The sequence below is a fragment of the Sporosarcina sp. FSL K6-3457 genome, assembly GCF_038007285.1.
In the GTDB taxonomy this organism is placed as follows: Bacteria; Bacillota; Bacilli; order Bacillales_A; family Planococcaceae; genus Sporosarcina.
This window is the reverse complement of sequence record NZ_JBBOWX010000001.1, coordinates 661487-686811: the sequence shown is the minus strand read 5'-3', so window position 1 is coordinate 686811 and position 25325 is coordinate 661487. Positions and strand designations below refer to the sequence as shown.

At 42.3% G+C, this 25325-nt stretch carries 22 protein-coding genes; 4 read left to right on the top strand and 18 right to left on the bottom strand.

The genetic code is table 11. The annotated features are described in order from the left end of the window. Positions 1-83: 83 nt before the first annotated feature. From metG to N1I80_RS03315, 6 genes are all read right to left on the bottom strand, one after another. Positions 84-1730 (bottom strand): methionine--tRNA ligase, encoded by a 1647-nt coding sequence (gene metG, locus N1I80_RS03335; protein WP_340736544.1) that lies wholly within the window; start codon positions 1728-1730, stop codon positions 84-86. A 988-nt stretch (positions 1731-2718) separates the two neighbouring features. Further along, positions 2719-3030, bottom strand: a complete 312-nt coding sequence (locus tag N1I80_RS03330; protein WP_340736543.1) for a helix-turn-helix domain-containing protein — start codon at positions 3028-3030, stop codon at positions 2719-2721. Between the two features lie 79 nt (positions 3031-3109). Further along, on the bottom strand, positions 3110-3397 hold the full coding sequence (locus tag N1I80_RS03325) for a type II toxin-antitoxin system RelE/ParE family toxin (protein ID WP_340736542.1): 288 nt from the start codon (positions 3395-3397) through the stop codon (positions 3110-3112). 99 nt (positions 3398-3496) lie between these two features. Continuing rightward, on the bottom strand, positions 3497-3616 hold the full coding sequence (gene cydS, locus N1I80_RS23325; RefSeq protein ID WP_445683633.1) for a cytochrome bd oxidase small subunit CydS: 120 nt from the start codon (positions 3614-3616) through the stop codon (positions 3497-3499). A gap of 13 nt (positions 3617-3629) precedes the next feature. Beyond that, positions 3630-4655, bottom strand: a complete 1026-nt coding sequence (locus N1I80_RS03320; protein WP_340736541.1) for a cytochrome d ubiquinol oxidase subunit II — start codon at positions 4653-4655, stop codon at positions 3630-3632. Then, on the bottom strand, positions 4652-5998 hold the full coding sequence (locus N1I80_RS03315; protein WP_340736540.1) for a cytochrome ubiquinol oxidase subunit I: 1347 nt from the start codon (positions 5996-5998) through the stop codon (positions 4652-4654). The genes N1I80_RS03320 and N1I80_RS03315 overlap by 4 nt, the downstream gene beginning before the upstream one ends. A gap of 298 nt (positions 5999-6296) precedes the next feature. Here N1I80_RS03315 and N1I80_RS03310 point away from each other — a divergent pair, with 298 nt between their 5' ends. Continuing rightward, positions 6297-6725 (top strand): NUDIX hydrolase, encoded by a 429-nt coding sequence (locus tag N1I80_RS03310; RefSeq protein ID WP_340736539.1) that lies wholly within the window; start codon positions 6297-6299, stop codon positions 6723-6725. A 65-nt stretch (positions 6726-6790) separates the two neighbouring features. Here N1I80_RS03310 and N1I80_RS03305 read toward each other — a convergent pair whose 3' ends face one another. From N1I80_RS03305 to N1I80_RS03250, 12 genes are all read right to left on the bottom strand, one after another. Continuing rightward, the gene (locus tag N1I80_RS03305) at positions 6791-7702 is read right to left on the bottom strand and encodes a diacylglycerol kinase (protein WP_340736538.1); all 912 of its coding nucleotides are present in this window, start codon (positions 7700-7702) and stop codon (positions 6791-6793) included. 131 nt (positions 7703-7833) lie between these two features. Then, positions 7834-8403, bottom strand: coding sequence for a thioredoxin family protein (locus tag N1I80_RS03300; protein WP_340736537.1), 570 nt, complete (start codon positions 8401-8403; stop codon positions 7834-7836). Positions 8404-8555: 152 nt separating this feature from the next. After that, positions 8556-9989, bottom strand: coding sequence for an Asp-tRNA(Asn)/Glu-tRNA(Gln) amidotransferase subunit GatB (gatB, locus tag N1I80_RS03295; protein ID WP_340736536.1), 1434 nt, complete (start codon positions 9987-9989; stop codon positions 8556-8558). Further along, positions 9989-11452, bottom strand: a complete 1464-nt coding sequence (gene gatA, locus N1I80_RS03290) for an Asp-tRNA(Asn)/Glu-tRNA(Gln) amidotransferase subunit GatA (RefSeq protein ID WP_340736535.1) — start codon at positions 11450-11452, stop codon at positions 9989-9991. Before gatA ends, gatB begins: the two co-directional genes overlap by 1 nt. 25 nt (positions 11453-11477) lie before the next feature. After that, positions 11478-11765 carry an Asp-tRNA(Asn)/Glu-tRNA(Gln) amidotransferase subunit GatC gene (gatC, locus tag N1I80_RS03285; protein WP_340736534.1) on the bottom strand — a complete coding sequence of 96 codons (288 nt, stop codon included), beginning with the start codon at positions 11763-11765 and terminating at the stop codon, positions 11478-11480. A gap of 88 nt (positions 11766-11853) precedes the next feature. Continuing rightward, on the bottom strand, positions 11854-12978 hold the full coding sequence (locus tag N1I80_RS03280) for a CamS family sex pheromone protein (protein ID WP_340736533.1): 1125 nt from the start codon (positions 12976-12978) through the stop codon (positions 11854-11856). Beyond that, on the bottom strand, positions 12978-14993 hold the full coding sequence (gene ligA, locus N1I80_RS03275; RefSeq protein WP_340736532.1) for an NAD-dependent DNA ligase LigA: 2016 nt from the start codon (positions 14991-14993) through the stop codon (positions 12978-12980). Before ligA ends, N1I80_RS03280 begins: the two co-directional genes overlap by 1 nt. Before the next feature lie 21 nt (positions 14994-15014). Next, positions 15015-17252 (bottom strand): DNA helicase PcrA, encoded by a 2238-nt coding sequence (gene pcrA, locus N1I80_RS03270; protein WP_340736531.1) that lies wholly within the window; start codon positions 17250-17252, stop codon positions 15015-15017. Between the two features lie 50 nt (positions 17253-17302). Then, a complete protein-coding gene (locus N1I80_RS03265; RefSeq protein WP_340736530.1) occupies positions 17303-17995 on the bottom strand; it encodes a heptaprenylglyceryl phosphate synthase in 693 nt (230 codons plus the stop codon). A gap of 265 nt (positions 17996-18260) precedes the next feature. Further along, a complete protein-coding gene (locus N1I80_RS03260) occupies positions 18261-18569 on the bottom strand; it encodes a YerC/YecD family TrpR-related protein (RefSeq protein WP_340736529.1) in 309 nt (102 codons plus the stop codon). Between the two features lie 27 nt (positions 18570-18596). Further along, entirely contained in the window at positions 18597-19661 is a 1065-nt protein-coding gene (locus N1I80_RS03255; RefSeq protein WP_340736528.1) for a DUF3048 domain-containing protein, read from the bottom strand. 9 nt (positions 19662-19670) lie between these two features. Beyond that, a complete protein-coding gene (locus N1I80_RS03250) occupies positions 19671-21389 on the bottom strand; it encodes an adenine deaminase C-terminal domain-containing protein (protein ID WP_340736527.1) in 1719 nt (572 codons plus the stop codon). Positions 21390-21715: 326 nt separating this feature from the next. On the opposite strand from N1I80_RS03250, the gene N1I80_RS03245 reads away from it, so the two are divergent. From N1I80_RS03245 to N1I80_RS03235, 3 genes are read left to right on the top strand one after another with little or no spacing between them, the layout of a single operon-like run. Then, positions 21716-23068, top strand: a complete 1353-nt coding sequence (locus N1I80_RS03245; RefSeq protein WP_340736526.1) for a spore germination protein — start codon at positions 21716-21718, stop codon at positions 23066-23068. Continuing rightward, entirely contained in the window at positions 23065-24183 is a 1119-nt protein-coding gene (locus N1I80_RS03240) for a GerAB/ArcD/ProY family transporter (protein WP_340736525.1), read from the top strand. The genes N1I80_RS03245 and N1I80_RS03240 overlap by 4 nt, the downstream gene beginning before the upstream one ends. Then, positions 24162-25280: a Ger(x)C family spore germination protein gene (locus N1I80_RS03235; RefSeq protein ID WP_340736524.1), complete on the top strand. Its 1119-nt coding sequence runs from the start codon at positions 24162-24164 to the stop codon at positions 25278-25280. The genes N1I80_RS03240 and N1I80_RS03235 overlap by 22 nt, the downstream gene beginning before the upstream one ends. Positions 25281-25325: the final 45 nt, after the last annotated feature.

Here is a 25325-nt window from a genome sequence, read left to right as displayed (position 1 = left end):
AACGGTAGTAAACCTTCGCTATGCGATAGTAAATGTCCCCTGAACGGTAGTAAATATACTCTATGCGGTAGTAAATACGATTTTCACACGCCGGCACTCTCACTTTGTGCTTCTAATCTAGCCAACTCCTCTCCGATTCTAGCCGTATCAATACGCTCAAACAATGGCTCTACCTCTGAAAACTGATAAGCTGTTTTCTTAATAACTTGCCATTTAAAGTCCTGTAAGTTCAACATAGCCTTCACCTCGTCACTCGAAGTAGGCAAAAATGGTGACAGTAACTGGGCGATATTTGCAATAATATGAACGCATGTCAGTAATGTATTGTCGCAAGCTGCTTTATCCTCCGTCAGTTGTTTCCACGGTTGTTCGTGGTCAAAATATTTATTGGCTGCGCGAATCAATTCAAAGATTTCATCCAACGCCTGCTTAAAATGCCCTTCCTCGATTAATTGACCGACACCGGCGTATAACTGTTCAATACTTTCTTTAATGGCTACGTCTATTTCTCCCTTTGTAATTTGTCCTCCATATGACTTCTCTAAAAATTTCAATGTCCGATTAATAAAATTGCCATACGCACCAAGGAGCTCGGCATTATGACTAGAAATAAATTCTCTCCATGAGAAATCAGTGTCACGATTTTCAGGCGCATTCGTTGTTAAAAAATAACGAATGGAATCGGCATGATAATGCTCTAATATATAGGGAACCCATACGGCCCAGTTATTGCTGGTAGATAATTTCTTTTTTTCTAATGTCAAATATTCATTGGAAATGATATGTGTAGGCAATGCGGGATTTTTAATGCCTAACAGAATTGCCGGCCAAATGATGGAATGGAACGGAATATTATCCTTGCCATGGACATAGTAAGAAGTCGTGTCTGCATCCCAAAATTCGTTGATGTTATTACCTGTTTGAGCCGCCCACTCGATACTTGCAGAATAATAGCCGGAAACTGCTTCAATCCAAACATATACTTTTTTATCTTCGAAACCTTTGACAGGGATACTGACGCCATTTGCGATATCTCTAGAGACTGCCCGATCCTGTAGCCCCTCTTTCAAATAGCGTTTCGATAATTGAATGGCGTTATCCCGCCATGTTTTATTAACAGCGGCAGTCTCTACAACAGCCTCAAGTTCTTTTTGAAATTGACTTAATTCAAAATAAAAATGCTCCGTTTTTCTCTTCACTGGCGTGTTGCCACATAGTTTACATACGGGTTTGATCAAATCTAATGGATCTAAAATCGATGAACAAATATCACACTGATCTCCTCGTGATTTCGCACCACAGTTCGGACATTCGCCTTCCACGTATCGATCAGGAAGAAACTTTTGATCATGCCGACAATACATCTGCTCGATTTCTTTTTTATATAAAAAGCCATTTTCAAGTAACGTTAAAAATATTGTTTGTACAGTTTGATGATGGTGCGGACTATCCGTTCTTGTGTATAAATCATAAGTGAAGCCTAGTTTAGAAAAACAATCGGTAAACTCATTATGGAATCGGTCTGCTACCTCCTTTACTGCCACACCTTCTTGATCTGCACGGATTGAAATAGGCGTCCCGTTGCAATCACTTCCTGATACATACAACACTTTTTCACCCTTTAACCGATAATAACGCGCTAAAATATCACCTGGTAATAATGCAGCCATATGGCCTAAGTGCAATGAACCGTTGGCATATGGCCATGCTCCTCCAATAAAAATACTCATGTAATCTCTCCTCTTTGAATAGATGAATCAATCACGCCTCAGAGTGATTGCGTCCGGATTTTTTTCGAGCTCGGGGCCTACAGGAAGTAGGTCATGCAGTCGTTGCGACAGGATGTCGCGTACTTAGACTGCCTTCTTAAGCTCCCCTAAAAAATCCGTGACATCCGCGGGCCGACAGGATGTCGGTCATGCAACCGTTGCCACAGGACGTGGCGTACTTAGGTTGCCTTCCACTTTATCTGGATTCTACTGAATCCAGATAAAAAAACCTCGCCCTCATCGAATAAATCGATAAGGACGAGGTTTAAAACTCGTGGTACCACCTTAGTTACGCAAACAACTCACATTGTTTGCCTCCAAAAGTACAAGGCGTGACTGCCTTTATACTTTGACATTTGTAACAAGTGTCAAATCTTGTCGTAGCCTACTTGTGTCAATTACGCCCCAGCGTAATTGCGTCCAGATTTTGAATCGAGCTTGAGGCCTACAAGATGTAGGTCATGCAGTCGTTGCGACAGGACGTCGCGCACTTAGACTGCCATCATTGACTCCTTTCAAAATCTGTGACATCCGCCGGAGGCTTACCTTCATTTGAATGAAGGTAAAACACGTTCAGCACGCAGCTCAGAGATCATGTTCAAACGATTCGTCTGCTTCATTTCCACCGACAGAAGCTCTCTATAAGACACCCTCATTTTACTTTTCCTCTTCATCGCTTTTAGTTATTTCTATTTATAGTAATGAAAAGCGATGAAGAATGCAAGGATATTATGCAAACAAGGGTGAATTGCTATCGTTGAAAAAGTAAGCGTTACCTATGTTATTGGCGTAAATCATTAACTTATTGGCGCTTATCAACCGGTTATTGGCGTTCACCGTAGATTTATTGGCGCTCAATGGTTAGTTATTGGCGAAACACAACTAAGGACCTACTAAAATCCGCAAAAAAACAGACGCCGAGCGACGTCTGCAAGTTAACACCTATATTTCACGGTAAAAGACCCGTTTCACTTTCTAAATCCGTGACTGGAAACATCATTGTTTGTAAATCCATTTCCAAAACTTTCGCAATCTCTTTCAACGTTCCGATGGTTAAGTTTTGGTCTGCATTTTCAATACGTGATACTACGCTTTGTGTTGTATGCAGTGACCTTGCCAACTCCATCTGTGTTAGGCCTAACTGTTTACGCTTCTTAATGATACTGCGTGCAATCTGATGTTCTACTTCGTTCGCTTCCCATTCTTGCATAAACTCAGGATTCTCAAGGCTTTGTTTAAGTCTTTGTTTGAAGTAACTCATATCATTTCTTCTCCTTTTTTTGCTCTAAGAAATCATCTCGATACTCTTTAGCCCGTTTGATTTCCATAGGCGGTGTTTTCTACGTTTTTTTCTGGAAACCATGTAAAAGGACAATCTGATTCCCATCCCAATGAAAAAGAGTTGTACGAAAGATATTCGTTGAAAGCTTAGTTCGCAATTCGTATATCCCATCCTCCAAATAAGCTACATGTGGGCCACCCAAACCTATTCCAAATTCCTCCAAAAGTTCAATCGAACGAAGAACCTTTGCTTCCTGCTTAGGTGTTAATGAATTTAAAAATTCATCTATGGGTACTTCACCGTTGAATTTGACATACGCTATCGTTTCCCAATTTAATTTCTCCATAATCATATTATCGCATATACGCTATACTTTGTCGATTTATTTATTGATGATATGGAGAACCAAAAAACAGACGCCCAACGACGTCTGCTGTCCTACTTATCACTTTTCTTCCTCAATCCGCTTCCTCACCGCCCCATCCATCGGAGCAACAACAAATGCCACAACAAGCCCACCAATCAAAACGATAAATGGTGCGTAAAACATTAGAAAATGGGTCATCAACTTTTCCTCCTTATGCGTGGTACTTACCTTTTCCACGAACATAATCTTTATCAAACAAGAACAAGCGCATGAGCAAATATAACGATGGTATGAGTAGCCCAAGTCCCATGATGAACACGACAATCAAAGAAATCGCCATTGCTGGGTTCGTGAAGCTATCGTAAATCGTCAAGTATGGGTACAACAAATACGGATAATGGGATGCACCATAACCATAAAAAGCAAAGGCGAATTGCCCGATTAGCAATATGAACGCCAAACCGTACTTACTACGTTTCCACAGCAGCCAAACCGTTCCAACAAACATCAGGAACGACACTAAAAACATCGGCCAGAAGGTCTGGATATTGCTATAATGCTCTGGATTGTGATTCCGCAATTCAACAATGATGCCGCCCGCCGTAATCATCGTTGGCAATGCCCAAATGAGCGCATATTTGCGAAGTAGCTTCGTCGCTTCTACGTCACGTGCTTTATTGGCATACCATGTTAAAAACACGGCTGATATATAAAGCGTCGCCACAATGCTCAACACGACAATCGACCAAGTCAAGGGACTCGTAAACAACACCCAATAATCGAGCACCGGATTGCCGTCTACCATTTCAACAAAGCCGCCTTCTGAAATCGTCAATACGATGGAAAGCGAAGCTGGAATGAGTAGTCCCGCAACTCCATACATAAACGAATAACCTTTATGACCGCGCGCGCCATACGTTTCAAATGCATAATACGAGCCACGAATTGCCAATAAAATGACGCCAATACTAACAGGCACAAGCAATGTCGTCCCGTAATAAAAAGCCGTCTTAGGAAAGAACCCGATAATCCCGACAAAGAAGAATACAAGGAATACATTCGTCACTTCCCAAACAGGCGATAAATAGCGTTGAATAATATTCGTTAAAATACGTTGACGCCCCGTCAACAAACTATAAGCATTGAAAAATCCAGCCCCAAAGTCAATCGCTCCTACTAAGATATAGCCAAACAAAAAGGTCCATAAAACCGAAATTCCAAGTATTTCGAGCGTCATAACATATCGCCGCCTTTCTCGGTATGACGATCTTCAATTTCCCGTTCCACCGGATTATTTCGGAACATTCGCCGCAACACGACGACACTACCGACGCCTAGAACAAGATATAGCAGCGAGAACAACACTAACATCGTATCGACTTGACCACTCGTTGTAGCTGCATCCTGTGTACGCATGATGCCTCGCAGGATCCACGGTTGCCTACCGACTTCAGCCATCCACCAACCAGCTTCAATCGCTAAGATAGAAAGCGGTCCCCCGAACACAATTAGCCAACGGAACCATTTCGTTGTCACCATTTTCCAACGGCGTTGCGTACCGAGCCAAAACACACCAGACAACACCGTCATCCAAATGCCTATTGTCACCATGATGTCGAACAAATAATGGATGTACAAGGGCGGTGTATCTTCTTCGGCGAATTGGTCGAGTCCAGTCACTTCTGCGGTTGGATTATTATGTGCCAATATCGATAACGCAAACGGAATTTTAAGTGCGTACTTAACTTCTCCATCATCCAACACACCATAAAGAATAAGTGGTGCATTGCCTTCTGTTTCAAAATGCCACTCTGCAGCGGCTAATTTCTCTGGTTGATATTCAGCTAAATATTTCCCTGAGAAATCACCTATGATCGCGGCTGCTACAGCAAACACAAAACCAACCTTCATCGTCAAATAGAGCGCTTTTTTATGGTATTCATGATTTGACCCTTTCAACAAGCGGAATGCCGCAATCGAAGCAAGTACAAATGCTGCTGTCATATAAGATGTCGCCACAACATGCGCCACTTTTGTAGGCATCGCAGGGTTAAACATTGCAAGCAATGGGTTAATATTAATAAGCTCCCCATTAACGATATCAAACCCTTGTGGCGCGTTCATAAACGCATTGACAATCGTTATAAACACCGCTGAGAATGAAGCCCCAATTGCTACCGGAATCAACAACAGTAAATGCTTTTTCTGATTCTCAAATCGATCCCATGTATATAAATAAATGCCCAGAAAAATAGCTTCAAAAAAGAATGCAAATGTTTCCATGAACAGCGGAAGCGCAATCACATTTCCCGCAAGCTCCATGAAATTTGGCCATAACAAAGATAACTGCAAACCGATGGCGGTTCCTGTGACAACTCCCACAGCAACAGTAATGACAAAGCCACGTGCCCAGCGCCGAGCCAGTAAAATATAGTGCTCATCATTCTTCCTAATGCCGACCCATTGAGCAATCATAATCATCAATGGAACCCCAACACCGATGGTTGCGTAAATAATATGAAAAGATAAGGTCGTTTCTGTTAATATGCGTGAAAAAAAGACTGCTTCTTCATTCCCCATATCGTTTTCCTCCTTCAGCTTCCAAAAATCCGACCCAAAATGGACAATGTCATAATGCCTGCAATTGCAAATGCCAGCCAGATCAGCCATCTTTCTTGTTTTTTATACACCGCGGCACATCCTTTCTACTTCATTACAATTCGGCTTGCAAAATGTGTAACATCCTTCCCTCCTCTTATACCCACAATCCTTCTCTATCATGTACCCAATGAAAAATAACTTTAGTACGTCTAAATAAATTACTTGCGAGTATTCTAAATTATGTGTATAATTTACGAACTTAAGTGAGGTGAACGCAATGGAAATGAAAAGAAAAGTACTAGCGTATATCACACAGGGTGAAGAGGCCCAACGTAAACTCCTTGTGTTCGAACACAAGGAACATCCTGATGCAGGCCTTCAAGTTCCAGGTGGCACAATCGAGACCAACGAACTGTTGATTGACGCATTATACAGAGAGATTGAAGAGGAAACAGGCATTCCACGTGACCACCTTGAGTTAAAAGGGAAAGTAAACAAAACGAATTACTTTCCACCAAACAAAGATATTTTCTATGAGCGCAATATTTTTCATCTTGCCTATATGGGCGAAAAGACGAGTGAGTGGGAACATTGTGTAGCAGGTGGCGGTGAAGACGATGGCATGATATTTTGTCACCGCTGGGTTCTGATAAATGATTTACCTAAGCTTGCGGGAAATCAAGATCAGGCCATTGATTTCATCTAAAAAAAAGCTGTATGACCGTCTACTTTGACAGTCATACAGCTTTTTTCTATTTAATCCGTCGGCAGTTATACCCGATCTTCTTCTCTTAATTCATCTACTGGTGCAAACATCTCGATATGACGATAAAGATTCTGGAACGTCGCTGGTAGGATGCCACCATATTCACCATCTAGGTTAAGTAAAACTTCCTCAGATGACGTCACTGTAATCTTCTCTGCTGCACTTGAAATGACGAGTGGATCGCCAAGATGCTCACCGCGGATAGCAAGTGAAACAATGCGAATAAATTCAGCAATATTACATTTTTTCAAAATAAGCAATGTAAACTTGCCATCATTGATACTTGAATTAGGGGCTAATTTTTCAAAACCGCCAATTGAATTCGTCAATCCAACGAGAAACATCATCGCTTCCTCGTCAAACACTTGCCCATCATACTCAATTCTCATATGTGAAGAATGAATAGATGGCAACATTTCAATGCCTTTTAAATAATATGCAAGCTGACCCAGTACGGTTTTCAACTTACTTGGCACATCATACGTCAATTCCGTCATTCTACCGCCGCCCGCAATATTGATGAAATGGCGGTCATTCATGAGTCCAACATCGACTGGAATTGTTTCACCACGGACAATAATATCAACCGCAGCATCAATATCTCTTGGAATTCGTAATGCACGCGCGAAATCATTCGTTGTCCCTGTCGGAATGAGTCCAATTTTAGGGCGTTTGTCGAATGAGCTGACGCCTGCGACAACTTCATTGAGTGTGCCGTCTCCTCCTGCTGCAACTACAAGATCAAAACCATGTTCCACAGCCTGCTTCGCCGCTTCCGTCGCATCTCCTTCACCGGTCGTCGCATGACAAGATGTCTCATAACCAGCCATTTCAAACTGTTCAAGGACTTCACCTAAATGCTTGCGAAATATTTCGCGTCCTGACGTCGGATTATAAATAATTCGTGCTCGCTTCATCCGAAATTCCCTCTATTCGTACAAATAGTTTTTTAGTAATTGCATCCAGTGTTTAAACTTCTGCTAATTCATGTTAATAGGACGTAGCATCAACTAAGATGGTTGCTACGCCCTCATTGATTTAATCCCAATTAGGACTGTTTTTGTAAAATTGGCAGAAATGTTTTACGAATATCTTCATATACCGTCAGCCAATGCTCGGGCTTCGATGTGTATTCTGCAGTAATTTGCTCAATGAATACCTGTTGCTTCTCTTTATAATCAGGTGCATCAGCAGGTGGTAAATCCTTGCGTAATTCCAGCACATACTCTTGAATGCTTGCTGCACGTGGTCCCCACTTCGCCTCAACTTCTCCGTTTTCATCAAGAAGCAAATAGACTGGAATCGATCGACCACCATTCGTTAAATGTCTGTCAATTAAGTCCGTATCCGCATCACGATAGACAGCACGCACATCAAGCCCTGCTGCCTCAGCAATTCTTCTGAACACTGGATTGTTCATCATCGCATCGCCGCACCAATCTTCTGTAATGACAAGAACACTTGGCTTCTTTTCTTTCAGTAGCGCGATGAATTCATCATCCTGTGGCACTTCAAATTGCTCATAAATTCGGAAACTGTGTTCCTTATGCGTCTCCATCTTATCCATATATTGCTCAAGCGAAATCGCTTCGTCAAAAAATTGCTTTTCTGTTTTCATTTAGCATCAGCACTCCTTTACACTAATTGTACGTTGTCCCTTCGTCCGAATCAAATTCCAAGATTGCAATAAGACGCCCTGCGCAAAGACTTCTAGAAGTCTTGTACAGGGCGTCATCTTTATTCGTAAGTGCTAGGCACTTGGGTAATATGTTATCGCTTTGCAATCTCTTCAAGCAAGATTTTATTGACGAGTGGTGGGTTGGCTTGCCCTTTCGTCGCTTTCATAATTTGACCAACGAGGAAGCCGACTGCACGGTCTTTCCCATTTTTATAGTCTTCAATGGATTGTTCATTAGCATCTAGTGTTTCTGTAACGATTGCACGGAGCGTACCTTCATCAGAAATTTGGACAAGTCCTTTTTCCTTGACGATGTCTGCTGCATTGCCGCCGTTTTCAATCAATTCCTTGAACACTTTTTTCGCGATTTTAGATGAAATCGTGCCATCTGCAATTAGTTTAACCATACTTGCAAGGTCTTCAGGCGTTAGTGCTGTTTCACTAAGTTCTTTTTGCTCCGCATTCAGGTAAGCAGATACTTCACCCATCAACCAGTTTGAAGCAAGTTTAGCATCTGCGCCAGCTGCAACAGTTGCTTCAAAGAAGTCAGCCATTACTTTTGTCAGCGTCAGTACTTTCGCGTCATACTCTGGTAGATCGAAGTCATTGACATAACGCTCTTTACGCGCGTCTGGTAGCTCAGGAATTTCCGCGCGCACACGGTCCATCCATGCTTGGTCGATATGGACTTCCGGTAAATCCGGATCATTGATGAAACGGTAATCTTGCGCGCTACCTTTGATGCGCATCAAGCTCGTTGCACCTGTTGCTTCTTCGTAACGGCGCGTTTCTTGCTGAATCGTACCGCCAGCTAGCAATACTTTTTCTTGGCGCTCCACTTCATAAGCGATTCCACGACGAACGAAGTTGAAAGAGTTCAAGTTTTTCAATTCTGTTTTCGTCCCGAATTTCTCTTGTCCAAATGGACGAATCGAAATATTGGCGTCACAACGAAGAGAACCTTCCTCCATGCGCACATCAGAAACACCCGTATATTGAATAATCGCCTTTAGCTTTTCCAAGAAAGCATATGCTTCTTCCGGTGATCGGATATCTGCTTCTGTGACGATTTCAACCAATGGCGTTCCTTGTCTATTTAAATCGACAAGTGAATGACCTGCATCGGTATGCGTCAGCTTCCCTGCATCTTCCTCAAGGTGAATACGTTCGATACGGATTTTTTTCTTTTTACCATCGACTTCGATTTCTACCCAACCGTTCTGTCCCACAGGACGCTTATCCTGTGAAATTTGGTAGGCTTTTGGATTATCAGGATAGAAATAATGTTTACGGTCAAAGTTCATCACTGACGCCACTTCACAGTTCAACGCCATAGACGCTTTCATACCGAATTCTACAGCACGTTCGTTCAGTGTTGGTAATACACCTGGATAAGCTATATCCGTTACGTGAATGTTCATATTCGGCTCTGCACCAAAATGAGCAGGAGCTGGTGACATGATTTTCGTATCTGTTTTTAATTCTACGTGGACTTCAAGCCCAACAATCGTTTCAAAGTTCGTCATTAGTTTACCTCCCATAGAGCTGGCTTTTGTGTATGGAAGTCAGTTGCTTGTTCGTAAGCATGTGCCACTTTGTAAAGTGTCGCTTCATCATAATGCTTCCCGATGATTTGCAATCCTAGTGGAAGGCCGTTCGAAAATCCGCATGGCACTGAAATCGCTGGGATGCCTGCAAGGTTAATCGGAACAGTTAAGATATCATTGGCATATAACGTCAACGGATCGTGAACTAATTCGCCGACCTTATAAGCTGTTGTTGCTGATGATGGTCCAATAATGACATCATATTTCTCAAATAGCTTAGCAAAGTCTTGTGCGACAAGTGTCCGTACTTTTAGTGATTTCATGTATAGATCCTCGTGATGATCTGCACCTAGTGCATACATACCGAGTAAAATACGACGTTTTACTTCTTCACCAAAGCCTTCAGAACGAGAGCGTGTATACAATTCTTCTAGACTCTTCGCCCCTTCAGCACTATAGCCATATCGAATGCCGTCGAAACGAGCAAGGTTTGACGATGCTTCAGATGAAGATATCACGTAATAAGCTTGAGAAGCATATTTCGAGTTCGGTAGTGATACTTCTTCCCACTCTGCGCCAAGTGATTCAAGCACCTTTAACGCTTCTAAGACTGCTGTTTTCGCTTCTTCAGATACGCCTGCACCTAAATATTCTGCTGGTACACCAATTTTCAAGCCTTTAATATCACCTGTTAGTGCTGCTCTGAAATCTGGCACAGCTTGCGGAGATGTCGATGAATCTCTATGATCCAAGCCTGCAATAGCGTTGAGTAGAAGTGCGTTGTCTTCAACTGTACGCGTAATTGGTCCCACTTGGTCCAATGATGATGCGAATGCAACAAGACCTGAACGTGATACACGGCCATAAGTTGGCTTCATGCCTACCACACCACAAAATGCAGCTGGTTGACGAACAGACCCGCCTGTATCAGAACCAAGTGCAAATGCTACTTCACCTGCTGCTACTGCCGCTGCTGAACCCCCTGATGAGCCACCTGGTACGTGGTCAAGATTCCATGGATTATGCGTCGTTTGGAACGCTGATCTTTCAGTTGTCGATCCCATTGCAAACTCGTCCATGTTGAGTTTTCCCATTGTAACCATGCCAGCTGCATTGATTTTTTCAACGACAGTTGCATCATAAACAGGTACGAAGTTTTCAAGCATTTTACTCGCACATGTCGTAACAATTCCTTTCGTTACGATATTATCTTTTAAGCCGATTGGTAAACCAAAAAGTGGTCCCCGACCTTCAAGTGGCTCGTTGTCCAATTGTTGTGCTGTGGCAAGTGCTTGGTCTTCATTTGTCGATAGAAATGCGTGTACATCGCCATCTATTTTCGCTATACGAGTCAGTGATTCTTCCGTTAGTTCTTTGACAGACACTTCTCGATTATGTAACAACGATTGAAGCTCCGTTGCCGTTTTAGTAAGTAACGTCATCTATTTTCCTCCTTAAATCGATTCATCAAAGGATTGTTGGCACTTTGATTTGCCCGTCTTCGTGTTCCTTCACACTTTTCAGCATTTCTTCACGGTCCAGTCTATCTGTTGGTACATCTTTGCGTAGCACATTGAATACTTGCAACGGATGCGTCATCGGCTCAACCCCGTCTGTATCTGCTTCTTGTAATTCTTTTACGAAGTCGACGATGCCGCTCAGTTGTGTGACATATGCTTCTGCTTCCTCATCTGTAACTGCTAGCCATGCAAGTGTTGCATGGTGCTTTACTTGTTCTTTTGTTAACTGTGTCATGTTCTCTCCTCCTCATCCTCGAATTGTACGATTAATCATAACATCTAACAATAATGAAGAAAAGTTATGATGTGTGAAGTATGCATTTTTAATAGCCGTAAATATGAACAAATGGCTCCTCACCAGCTTCTTTGACAATTAACGCTTCCGGTCCGTTAATGGACGTTATACTCACTTCGGTATGCACATTCGGGAAGCGCTTCATAACTAGATCCCTCAAATACTGTGTAAAGCCAATCGTTTCACTTGTACCGAAAAATTGAATAGGAACTTCGATGTTCAGTGATTGAAGATTGCCATCCTTATAAAATCCTTTGCCAATGACGTTCACGAAGCTCGGGAAATAAGTATCAATTTCCTGTTTGAATGTAGCAAATGTCTCATTCACTTCCCGGTAGTTATTAATTTCTGAAGAAGCTGGGAACAGCACATATTTCTCATCAACGACCTTCCAACCCGATGGTGCTGATTGCCCTTTTTCTGCAACAGCAGTTGCAAAGTATGTGCCAGGAACAATAGAGTTTCGACTTTCCTGTTTAAATAAACCAACCACAATCGGGATTTCCGCAAGGCCTTCCTGTGAACGGAGACGACGAATAACTTCCTCCGCAATTTTCATACCTTGCTGTTCTATTTCCTCATCATCAATCTTCGTATCTACTCCATCTCTTGAGTAGTTTCTCGTATTGAGGGCAAGGCCGACTGACAGTCCGGCAAGACGTAATTTCTTCCCTTCTGTCATGACATGGTAATTTTGTTCGACGATATGTGCAAGATAATTTGGCGCTTCTTCCGCAAGATTTTCATCCGTTTCCTCTTTTTTCGCTGGTGGATTCAGTCCTTGTGGATTGGATGAGCTTCTCGCCAGCCAAGCTAGCGTAGTGTCTCTATCGATATACTGCCCCTCTTGAAAATAATGTGTTTTAGGATCAAAGTTCTTTGTCGATATGCGCAGTAATCCTTCTTCAGCTTCCTGGATATCATACTTTGTGGAAATATTATTCACGACTAAACCACGGCTGGCACTTTTCTTAAATGGAGTAATCGTCCCGTAAAATTCATCTTTTAGACGGGTATCTGGAATGATAACCGTTTCTTCTATACTATCCTCGTTCTCCTGAATGACTGGCTCTTTTTCTATTCCAAATGAAGGCAGACACCCTCCAAGAAACAACACAGCTGCTAGTCCTGGTAGTAGTATTAATTTTTTCATCATGGCAACTCCTCACCGAGCACTTCAACTAATGTTGCTTCATTCCACACAGTGATGTCTAGTTCCTCAGCCTTTGCTAATTTGGAACCTGCGTCTTCCCCTGCAATGACAAGATCCGTTTTTTTACTGACACTGCCACTGACTTTTCCGCCAAGTGCTTCAATTTTCTCTTTCGCCTCGCCACGAGTTAAAATTGCTAATTTCCCTGTGAGTACGACCGTTTTTCCAGCAAAGGGCCCTTCTGTCGGCATATCCTGTCGGCTACGTCCTGTATAGGTCATATTCACGCCGTAAGCTTCCAAGTTCTTGAGCATAGCCAGTACATCCTCATTGCTGAAATAAGCTTGAATAGATTCGGCTACTTTGTCACCAATTTCATGGATAGTGAGTAAGCGTTCCACATCTGCTTCCATTAAGGCCGCTAACGTGCCGAATTCCTCAGCCAAAATCGTTGCTGCTTTTTCACCAACATGACGAATGCCAAATCCAAAGAGCATTTTTTCCAATGAATTCGTTTTTGATGCTTCAATCGCTGTGAGCAAATTGGAGACAGATTTCTCACCCATTCTCTCTAGTTCAATCAGCTGTTCTCTAGTCAATGTATAGAGATCTGATACGTCATGAACAAGATCTGCCTTGTATAATTGTTCCACAACCCGTTCGCCAATACCTTCAATGTTCATGGCATTACGAGATACGAAGTGAATAATCGCTTCTTTCATCTGAGCCGGACACTGTGGATTGACGCAACGCAACGCCACTTCCCCTTCAATTCGAATCAATTCCGAGTCACAGACAGGACAATTTGTGGGCATTTCGTAAGGCACTTCATCACCCGTACGTTGTTCGATGATTGGCGCAACGACTTCTGGAATAATATCGCCCGCTTTTCGAATAATAACGGTGTCACCAATTCTAATATCCTTCTCTTTGATGAGGTCTTCATTATGCAAGGATGCACGTCCAACCGTCGAGCCTGCCACCAAAACTGGCTCCAAAATAGCTGTCGGAGTGACAACCCCTGTCCGTCCCACACTTAGCTCGATATCGAGTAATGTTGTCACGACTTCTTCAGCCGGAAACTTATAAGCAATGGCCCATTTTGGACTTCTCGCTGTAAAGCCGAGCTGCTCCTGATCCTCAAAATTATCGACCTTGACAACAATTCCGTCTATTTCGTAATTCAGGTCCAAGCGAATTTCTGTCCATTTCTCAATAAACGCAAGTACTTCTTCAATCGTTGCGCAATGCTGACGTTCCTTATTCGTCACAAAGCCAAGTACATCTAAATTGTTCAGCGACTCCGAATGACTATCTTGTCCGTAAGCACTGCCGTCACCTGCAATACTATAAATAAAAACAGCTAAATTACGACTGGCAGCTATTTTTGGGTCAAGCTGCCTAAGCGAACCAGCAGCTGCATTACGCGGATTCGCAAACGGTTCTTCACCGGCCTCGTCACGCGTCGCATTCAACTGGACAAACGACTTTTTCGGCATATATGCTTCACCACGTACTTCAATTGAAATGGGTTCTTTCAAACGTAACGGAATGGTACGGATTGTTTTTAGGCTGGCTGTAATGTCCTCACCAATGGAGCCATCGCCACGCGTCGAGCCTTGAACAAACACGCCGTTCTCATAACGTAGCGATACCGCTAAACCATCAATTTTCAGTTCACAAATATAAGAAACCGTATGCCCGACAGCTTCCTGTGCACGCCTGTCAAACTCACGTAAGTCACCCTCATTAAAGGCGTTTGACAGACTGAGCATCGGAAACGCATGTGTCACTTTTCCAAAGCCCGCTAATATTTCACCGCCAACACGCTGTGATGGCGAGTCTGGGTACACAAGATCTGGGTTCTCTGCTTCAATCGCCAGTAGCTCCCGCATATAATCATCATAGATTGCATCAGATACAAGTGGTTTATCGAGCACATAATAGGCATGTCCGTAGTCATGCAGTAGCTCATTCAATTGTTCCACTCGTTTTTCGAGGTCAACTCGCTCCATCTACTTTCGCTCCTTTACCTATCATCCTTTTTCGATTGGCGCGAATTTCGCTAACAAACGCTTAATGCCCACTGGATTCGGGAATGCAATGTCCAATTCAACGTCCTCGCCCGTCCCTTTCACACTGACAACCATCCCTGTCCCCCACGTTTTGTGGATCGCCTTATCACCAGAGCTCCATCCCATTTTGTCCCCACCACTCGTTTTGTAAACGGGCTTTTTAACAGCCGGACGTACAGATGTGGCACTTTGTCCCGAGATGGAGTTACCTGACGCAAATCCTGAATTTTTAGATTGGATTTCTAAAATGTCATCAGAAATTTCACCTATAAATCTGGATGGCATATTATAGCTACCTCTTCCGAAAAGTGTCCGATACGATGCCGAGGTTAAGTAAAGCTTTCGTTCTGCACGCGTTATACCAACGTAGGCAAGACGACGTTCTTCCTCCATCTCTTCATCATCCCCTAACGAACGGGAATGCGGGAAGACATTTTCCTCCATGCCAATAATGAAAACGACAGGGAATTCAAGCCCTTTTGCTGCGTGCATCGTCATGAGTACGATTTTTTCCTTATTCTGGTTTTCTTCTTTATCGAGTGAATCAATGTCTGCAATCAATGCTAAATCAGTTAAGAAAGCAACTAGAGAACGATCGCCTGTATCCTCTTCCGCCCGCTTTTCAAATGCCTCTGTAACAGATAGGAACTCTTCAATGTTTTCTAAACGGCTTTCCGATTCAATCGTTTTCTCACGCTGTAACATATCACGATAGCCAGTCTTTTCAAGCACTTGCTCCACCAGTTCCGTAACTGATAAATACTCCTGCATTTTTGTAAATCCAGCAATCAATTCATGGAACTTGGCGACCTCGTTGGCTGCTCGTGGTGTAATGCCCATGAAATCGACTTCCTGTAACGCATCGAAAATAGAGCGGTCATGCTCCATTGCGAAGCGAGCCATTTTATCAAATGAAGTTGCACCTATACTGCGTTTCGGTTCATTTATAATGCGTGCGAGCGCAAGATCATCTTCATTGTTAGCAATGAGGCGCAAATAAGCTAGCAAGTCTTTAATTTCTTTGCGATCATAGAACTTCGTGCCGCCCACAATTGTATAATCGAGGTTGGATTTTACTAGGTATTCCTCAATGACACGTGATTGCGCATTGGTACGGTACAAAATCGCAAACTCATCGAGCTTCAAGTTTTCTTGCTCTTTCAGCTCTAGAATTTTACCAACGACGAATTGGGATTCATCTTTTTCATCACTCGCTTTGTAAACCGATATAGCTTCTCCCTCTTCATTGTCCGTCCGTAGCTTTTTATCATAACGGCTTTGGTTATTCATAATGACGTCGTTTGCCGCCTGCAGGATGCGTTTCGTCGAGCGATAGTTTTGTTCAAGCATAATCATTTCAGCATTTTTATAATCTTTTTCGAACGATAAAATATTACTAATATCTGCCCCGCGCCATCTATAAATAGACTGGTCAGAGTCTCCTACAACACATAAATTCTTGAATTTACTAGCCAGCATATTAACAAGGCGATACTGAGCATTATTCGTATCCTGGTACTCATCGACATGAATGTATTGGAATTTGTTTTGATAAAATTCGAGGACATCTGGGACACGCTCAAATAGGACAAGCGTCATCATAATAAGGTCGTCAAAATCCATGGATTGGTTTTGACGCAATCGTTTTGCATAGCCATCATAAACGTCTGCAATCGTTTTTTCATACGGGTTATGCGGATTGATTTGCCCACGGAATGTTTCTGCATCGATACACTCGTTTTTCGCTGAGCTGATAGTATTCAGCATGGTACGTGGGTCGTACTGCTTGGCATCTAGGTTCAACGCCTTCAACACACTCTTAACAACCGATAATTGGTCTGCTGAATCGAGTATGGAAAATGATTTTGAAATGCCAATTCGGTCGCTGTTACGACGTAAAATCCGCACGCACATAGAGTGGAACGTCGATACCCACATACGCTCACCTGTGCCGGCACCAAGTAATCCATCAATACGGTCACGCATTTCACGCGCCGCCTTGTTGGTAAAGGTGATAGCTAATATATTAGAAGGATAGACATTTTTCTCAACGACAAGATAGGCAATCCTGTGCGTTAAAACACGTGTTTTCCCCGAGCCTGCTCCAGCCATAATGAGGAGTGCTCCTTCTGTTTTCTTCACTGCACGAGCCTGTTCAGGGTTCATGCCTGTTAGTAAATCTGCTGCTATTTTATTCATAACTTCCGCCCTCTCAGAACATTCGTTCTTTATTATACACTGAATGAGTCTTAATGGGTAACTGATTTTACCGCATCGACCGTAGAAAGTGCGGCTGCCAAATCATCGTAAATGACATTGCCTACGATTACTGTATCGGCAATGGCTGCCATCGTTTTCGCATCTGCCGCATTTTTAATGCCGCCACCATAAAAGAGTTTTGTATTGTCAAGCACACGCGACGCCGCCTCAACGATTGTAGGATCACCGTAACTGCCGCTATACTCCATATAAAATACGGGCAATTTGAATAGATGCTCAGCCATACGAGCATAGGCAACAACGTCCTCTTCGTCTGGCACCGCTGTCACACCTGTCAATTTTGCCGCCTTACAGTCGGGATTTAAAATGCAATACCCTTCCATAACAATTTCATCCCAGTCCATCATATGGCCATATTCACGCATCGCTGCATGATGGATGCCGTTAACCCATTCAACTTTTGTCGAGTTCAGGACCGTTGGAATGAAGTAATAATCGAAGCCCGGTGTCACAGACTCCACCGTCGAAATTTCAAGTGCTACAGGTACAGAAAAACGTCGAATGCGAACGAGTAAATCGAGCACATTATCGAGTGTGACACCATCTGTGCCACCGACAATGATGCCATCTGTTCCCGACTCAGCGAGCAATTCAAGCTGTTCGTCTGTCACCGTTTTAGCAGGATCTAATTTAAAGGCATGACGCCATGTTGTAAAGTCCATAGTCAACCACCCAATCTCTCTAATCAATTTCGCCTTGGCGTAATTGCGAATCGAACAGCGAAGGGTTCGATTTGCCTTAATTTCTGCGTACTTTGCAGAAATTAAGGCACCCGCAGGAGGCATATTATCTTCATCCAGCAAATGTATTTGTACTGAAAGCGAAGCGTCAGCTACAGGGGTCTTCTGCTGGATGAAGATAATGTACGTTCCTTTAGTATATCAAAAAAACCGGACAGATTCTTACTCTGTCCGGTTCACATTCAACTTATATTGTTTCGTCTTGCTCTGGATACAAACGATCCAGCACCTTGCTATAGCCACCAGAGCCGTAATCCACACAACGACGAATACGTGAAATCGTTGCCGTGCTTGCCCCTGTTTCGCTTTGAATCGTATCGTAAGTCTTTTTTAGTTTCAGCATTTGGGCTACTTCTAGCCGCTGTGCAAGTGACTGCAATTCACTAATTGTACAAAGGTCATCAAAAAATTCATAGCATTCATCGAGGTCTTTTAATTCGAGCATCGCTTTAAATAACTGATCCGTTTGATGACCACGGATTTTATCGATTTGCATATCGTTCCCTCTCTCTGAATGAATTCCTCAAGGCATATATGTGACAGATGTTTCCAAACCTGGTTTAGTTGGTACGATGTGAATCCACGTTTGACCTGGGACAAGTTTCGCTGGGGCACCGTTTTCTATCGGCATCAGAATCCCATCACGATTTTCCCACTCAATTTCTTTGGCAATGCCTGCTTGAAACAGCATTCCCTTACCGCCTGATTCAATATCAACAGCTTGTCTACCAACATTATCGATTGTACGATGAGCTGTTTCAAAAACTAAAATATTCGCCAGCTCAAGTTGTTTGTCATTCGCTTTGTCGATCGTCACATTGCCATTGACTGTTCGCGCATAGATTCCTTTTTCCACATCATAAGCATAAACACTCGTAAAATTTGGATCTGAACTGTATTTGACAGTGACTGAGGATACACTTTCTCCTATTTTAGCATCTTCAACGGATTCATGGAAAGAAAATGCCGGTAGTACGGAAATTTCCATTGAAGAGTTTGTCTTGTCCTCAGCCGCTAAGATGTTGTCTCCAGATATATAGGAATTATGTGGAGCTCTCCTATCCTTAGAACGCCAGAACAATGTCCCGTCATACTGCATGCCATTGATATTATCGACGACACGTTTTTCTAGCAATTGTTTGGCATCAGGGCTATAGCCGTGCGCCACATAAAACGCATCAAGTCCTTTAGCAATATGAACAAAATAGTCCCTTGCACTGCGAATCGGACCGATTTCCGCCGGTAGCTCACTTTGGAATAAAGCCAGGAGCCTCGTCACACTGCCTTCCGCGGCAAGCTCATAAATAATATCTGCATCGCTAATACCAGACTGCGGTCTAGCCAGCGGATGGTTATTAATCGTTGTCAGCACTGGACGACGGGTATTTTCTTCTTCCTTCATAACCCCTGTAAATGGCGCAGGAAATAATTCAACGGATACTTCCTCGACCGACTCCTCTTCAATAATCTCTTCATCTACGTCCGGCTCTGGAATAGGGTCCTCCGCCGGCTCTTCTTTTGAACACGCTGCTACTAGCAACATCGCAATTGCTAAATAGAATAGCAACCCTCTCATTTTTCTTGTCATTGCTTCCTCCTATCTTTCCGTAACCGGAATCATTACTTCATTTTTCAACACATCAAATAGTCCCATCTGTGTAATGCGGATATACGGTAGATGGGTTGATTGTAGAAACAGGAATGTATACACCGCATCACCATGCCTATGCCCACGTTCTGTCAATGCCTTTTTCAGTGCCAACTCCTGTTCAATCAACGTCTCCACAGGCTCTGCAGATAATCCACCACCGATTGCTAGCGGAAGTGTTGCCACAATACTACCATTCTCATAGAGTACCATACCTCCGCCAATCCGTTTAATTTCACGGAAGGCATTCAGCATTTCCTTTTTATCCTTACCGATTAAAATGATGTCGCCTGTATTCGAATACGACGAAGCAAAGCCTTGAACAGTCGTGGAAAACCCTTTAATAAGCGTATTGACACGCCATTTCCCATTGCGGTCAACTAACATTAGGAAGCTCTCATCATGATCATCCGCTAACTTTTCTACCGTCGTGTCGATAGTGACAGTATACGGTTTCGTAATGACATCATTGACCATTTCAATACCCAATGGATTGTCAAATGTGAAATCGGCTTTATTCAAATCAAATGCGGGAGCAAACTTGTCTACAAACGACCAGTCAATAGCCGGAAACCGTGCTGTCGATTGACCATCACGTTTCAACCACTTGCCCTTAGATAGCACATCTGTTGGCACAGGATTGTATTCATCCTCCAGGAAGTTGAGCGTTGCATAACGACCTGTCGCAATGATGCCGTGCAAATCAGTCATATCATAATAGCGCGCCACATTATAAGACGCCATCTGATACGCATCAATTGGCGGCACACCCGCTTCGAGCGCAACACGAATACACTTGTCCACCACTCCATCGATATGGAATGACGGTGTCGAACCATCTGTTGTCATCATCAAATGGTCGAACACGTCTAGTTCTTTGTCAACGATCCCCTTCAATAAATGCGGAAGATCCGGGCGAATAGACGAATGGCGAAGCGTCACGCCATAACCGTGCAATAACCGCGCCTCTACCTCTTCCACAGTCATCGCCTCATGATCACCATCGGCACCAAGAAGCTTCATACGCGTTAGCGTGCGTTCAGAAGCCCCTGGGAAATGACCTTCGACTTTCTTGCCTGCCACTTTTGTCGCCTGAACAGAAGCAAACATGTTCGGATCCCCAGCCATCAGTCGTGGCCAGCCTGTTAGCTCACCGCCCAACAGTACTTCTGGACGCTCAATCCACTCTTTGATGGACGCTGGATTGTACAGCTCCGCTTCATTTTGCAAGACCGTCTGCGAATCAAAGCGTGCCCACCAGTAAAATGCGAAGGGTAATTCATTAAATTGATCCAGGATTGAAAAGGAAGTCTCATTATCTAGTGACATAAATAGAACAAGATTGTCCGATATGAACGTCGTTGTCCCAAGCCGTGCTGCATAATCTGCAAACGTTCGCGGATTATACAATTGAAACGGATGGACGTGAGGCTCTATGTAACCGGATACAATTTTCTTACCCGCAGCATCAACAATCTCTGCCCCTTCTGTCACAGCTGGCATGTCCTTGCCTGCATAGACAATTCGATCACCAGCCACCCAAATGTTTCCTGTCACCCATTTTTTATAAATGGCATGTAAGTATTCCGCATTGATAATAATAAGTTCCGGCGCTTTTTTACCGTTAATGATCTGGAGTTGATCTTTTACTATATGTTGATCCCACATGAAGCTTCCCCCTTTACATTAAAGTTTCCTTATAATTTATCCTAGCATAGCAGCAAGGAAATAAATAGGGACTGAAAAAGTTTCTGATGGGGCTATTTTTGTGATCATCGTTATATCTGTAACTAGAAATCCAGCATATCAGTGCAACCTCTCCAGCACTTAAATGAAGACGTATCCGTATCTATAACGTTGGAATATACAGTCTAATTTAATGCGTTTCAAAACGAAAACTGACCCCATTCCAAGATTCTTTGTATCATTTCCACCTATTCCGGGAACGCTAAAAACGAGAATTTTCGATGCTTCAGATGATTGGAGAGTTGTACATGACTAAAAAAAAAGCCCCTCCTTTATTCAATGAACTAGCGGAACAATTCAAACCATCTACTGACATTAGTCAAACGCATCTACAAATTAAAGGTCAATATGCATTCCTGTTCTTTTTAAAATCGGTGGTCGATGGCGATAGACTTCAACAAACGATCATTAAGCCCTTTTTTGAAATGGCTTCTGAGGAAGGCTTTGAATCCTATATCCAATCTTTACCGAATAGAAGCGACATTCCTTCTATAGATAAATTACTGATTTCGTTAAGTGCCGGAAATGTTTTGGTAGCTATCGAGGACAATATATTTTTGCTGGATATCCGTCTTGTGAAAAACAATGAGGTACAGGATATCCTTGTAGAACCGACAGTTCACGGACCGCAAAAAGGGTTGAGTGAGGATATTGAGGTAACTATCAATTTGATCAGGCAACGGTATCATAATCCCTCTTTAAAAGTGGAAGCAATCATGAAGGACAACGTATCCCACCGGGGAATCGCCTTACTCTATGATAACGATCAAGTAGATCCAGAAATGTTAAAAAGAGTAAAAGACAAACTTAATAAACTTGATACTCCCTTATTACAATCAGCGGGTGAACTTCAACTTTTTATGAGCAATAATAAATTCACGTTGTTCCCTACAACGATGATAACTGAACGACCAGACCGTATTGTTTACAATTTGAACAACGGTAAAGTAATTATAGCAGTTGATGGGAGCCCCGATGTCCTCATAGCACCTGTCATCTTTTTCGATTTTATGGCTTCAATGGAAAATAACTACCATATTTTCAACGTAACAATTTTTACAATCCTATTGAGATATGTAGGTTTATTCACATGCGTTTTATTACCTAGTGTATACGTTGCTGTGACATCGTATAATCCCGATATTCTTAGAATCGAACTTGCGCTTACTATCGCGGGAGGAAGGATTGGAGTACCGTACCCATCATTTATCGAGGTAGTATTTATGCTTTTCTTTATGGAATTATTAACGGAAGCAAGCATGCGTTTACCGAAAGCTGTCAGTTCAACTGCAACAACCGTTGGGGGGCTCATTTTAGGAACAGCTGCTACGGAAGCGGCACTTACTTCAAATATCATGGTCATAGTCGTTTCAGCTGTCGCCATCTCCACATTTGTCATTCCAATCAATGAGATGAGTTTTGCAGTACGGGTTATAAGGCTAGTTCTACTTGTTTATACATCCTTATTCGGGATGGTCGGCTTACTGGTTGGTTTCGTCGGACTTGTGATGATTTTAGCGAATAAAGAAAGCTTGGGTGTTCCTTATTTACGGATTCCATGGAAGGGTAAAAGCAAGGAATTGAGGATGGATAATCGATGAACCGTTTCTTATTCTATCTAATTTTGATAAGCATGATGACATATATGGTTTCCACTACGCCAAGGACACTCATTCAAGGTAGTACAAGCGGAACTGTCCCTGCTCTCATTCTTGCAATTATTGCAGGCATGGTGGTCACATATATTATCGTCTCCCAATTCAGCCATTTCCCCGGCCAAGGATTACCTGAAATTTTAAAATCACATATACCCAAATGGTTTTCGACTCCTTTATTACTTTTTTTATCCATCGTTTGGTTTTATGTAGGTCTCTCAACACTTATTATCTATACATTTATTATTAATCGTTTTCTATTGCCTGAAATGTCCATCTATACAATTGTATTGACCTTTGTCCTTGTCATCACATATGGAATTTTCATGACTACGAAAAGTATTTTCTATATGAGCGAAATTATTTTTCTCATCGTTATCCCTTTTATCATCTTCGTCCAAATAAAAGCGTATTTTAGTCCTAGTATAAATTACGATTATATAAGAATCGCCATCATGCAAGTTAATCAGATGCCTAATTATCGATCATTTTCAGCCGCGACTTTTATTGCCATGGGAGCAGCAAATTTAATCATTTTCAATCGGTTCTTCACAAAGCTGCAAAAGCCAACACGTAAAGGGATGGCGCTATTAACATTGTTTTTCACATACATTCTGTTAACAACATATTTCCTTCCAATGGGATTCGGAGGATTTGACGCCCTTAATAATGCTCTATACCCTTGGATTACAACAAGTGATTCCATACGGATGAAATTCGGTCTCATAGAAAGAGTTGTCTTTATATTCATCGGCGCTTTTTTGGCCCTGAGTGTCGTTACCATAACGATGCAGTGGCATATTTCCATGCAGTTGCTTTCAAGCGTCATTTATTTCAAACGGTTCAAATGGAAATCGGTTAATCTCACTTTGCCTTTTTTCACGATTTGCTTTTGGACTATCACTATGTATAGGGCAAAAACAGTAACATCGAATTCATTATATAAAATTGTTGAATTTTTCGATTCGATTATAGTGCCGATTACTATTTTCTTGCTTATCACCAGTTTATGGTTAGCGAAGAAAGGAGCTGCCTCCAAATGTCCAGATACAAAAAAGTGATAAAAAGTAGCTTGACCATTGTCCTGTTACTTCCTTTGCTCTTACAAGCTGGATGTGCATTCAAAGACATCGATAAAAGAGTGTTCGTAGTAGGAGTCGGCGTTGATCCTTCCGAAAAGATAAGGGATGGCTTCAAAGTAACATTAAAGATGATTAAGCCAGTCGGTGACGTTAAACAAGCCCCTTCCCAGACCTATGCCTATTTATCGCATGATTCCGAATCAGTTGCTGAAGCCATCCGCATGTTAGAAACACGAGTGGATAAAGTTTTAGATATGGGACATAATCGAATTATCATTTTGAACGAAAAATTGCTTTCAGAGGATATCGATACGTTCATGGATTTTTTCACACGGCGTGGAGATATCCAATTGATCACATATATGGCGGTAGCTGAAACGACTGCTGAAGAAACAATCAGTTTTGAACCTGAAACGGAAACGCCTGCATCTATCGCTTTATATAACTTTTTCGATCAAACTGGAACTGAGAGCCCATATGTATTGACGACATTTCTTTTCGAATTCAGACGACAAGTGTTAAGTAAAGGCATCAATTCAACTTTACCTATTATTAGTATTAATGGGGATGAAACTGCATTTATTATTAATAAATCAATTGTTTTAAAAAAGGAAGAAAAACCAGTAAAATTATCGGAAGTCGAAACGAAGTATTTCAATTCACTTTCACACAATGCAGCTGGGTTTAGCTATAAAATTGAAGAGGAAGACCTCATCATGGTGTTGAACATCGACACTGTCAAAATGAAGTATAAAATCGTCCTAGATGAGGGACCTCCTCGAATTGACATGAAAGTAACAAAGTATGGCACTATCGGTGAATCCAATGAGCGTTTGGACATTAATAATTTAAAAAAGTACGATACAATCGCAGCCGGTGAGATGAAAAAAAAGGTTATGGAGTTATTGACCAAACTACAAAAAAACGATATCGACCCTTTCGGATTTGGTTTGCGCTATCGTGCGACAAGATTATCCCGTGAGGGGCTGTTTGAAGAATGGAATCGTATTTATCCTGAAATTACATTTAATGTAACGATGGATATCAATCTGAAAAGTACAGGAGCGATTGAATAACAGTAAAATGACGATACCCGGCCAAACCAATTTACCTAGCACTTA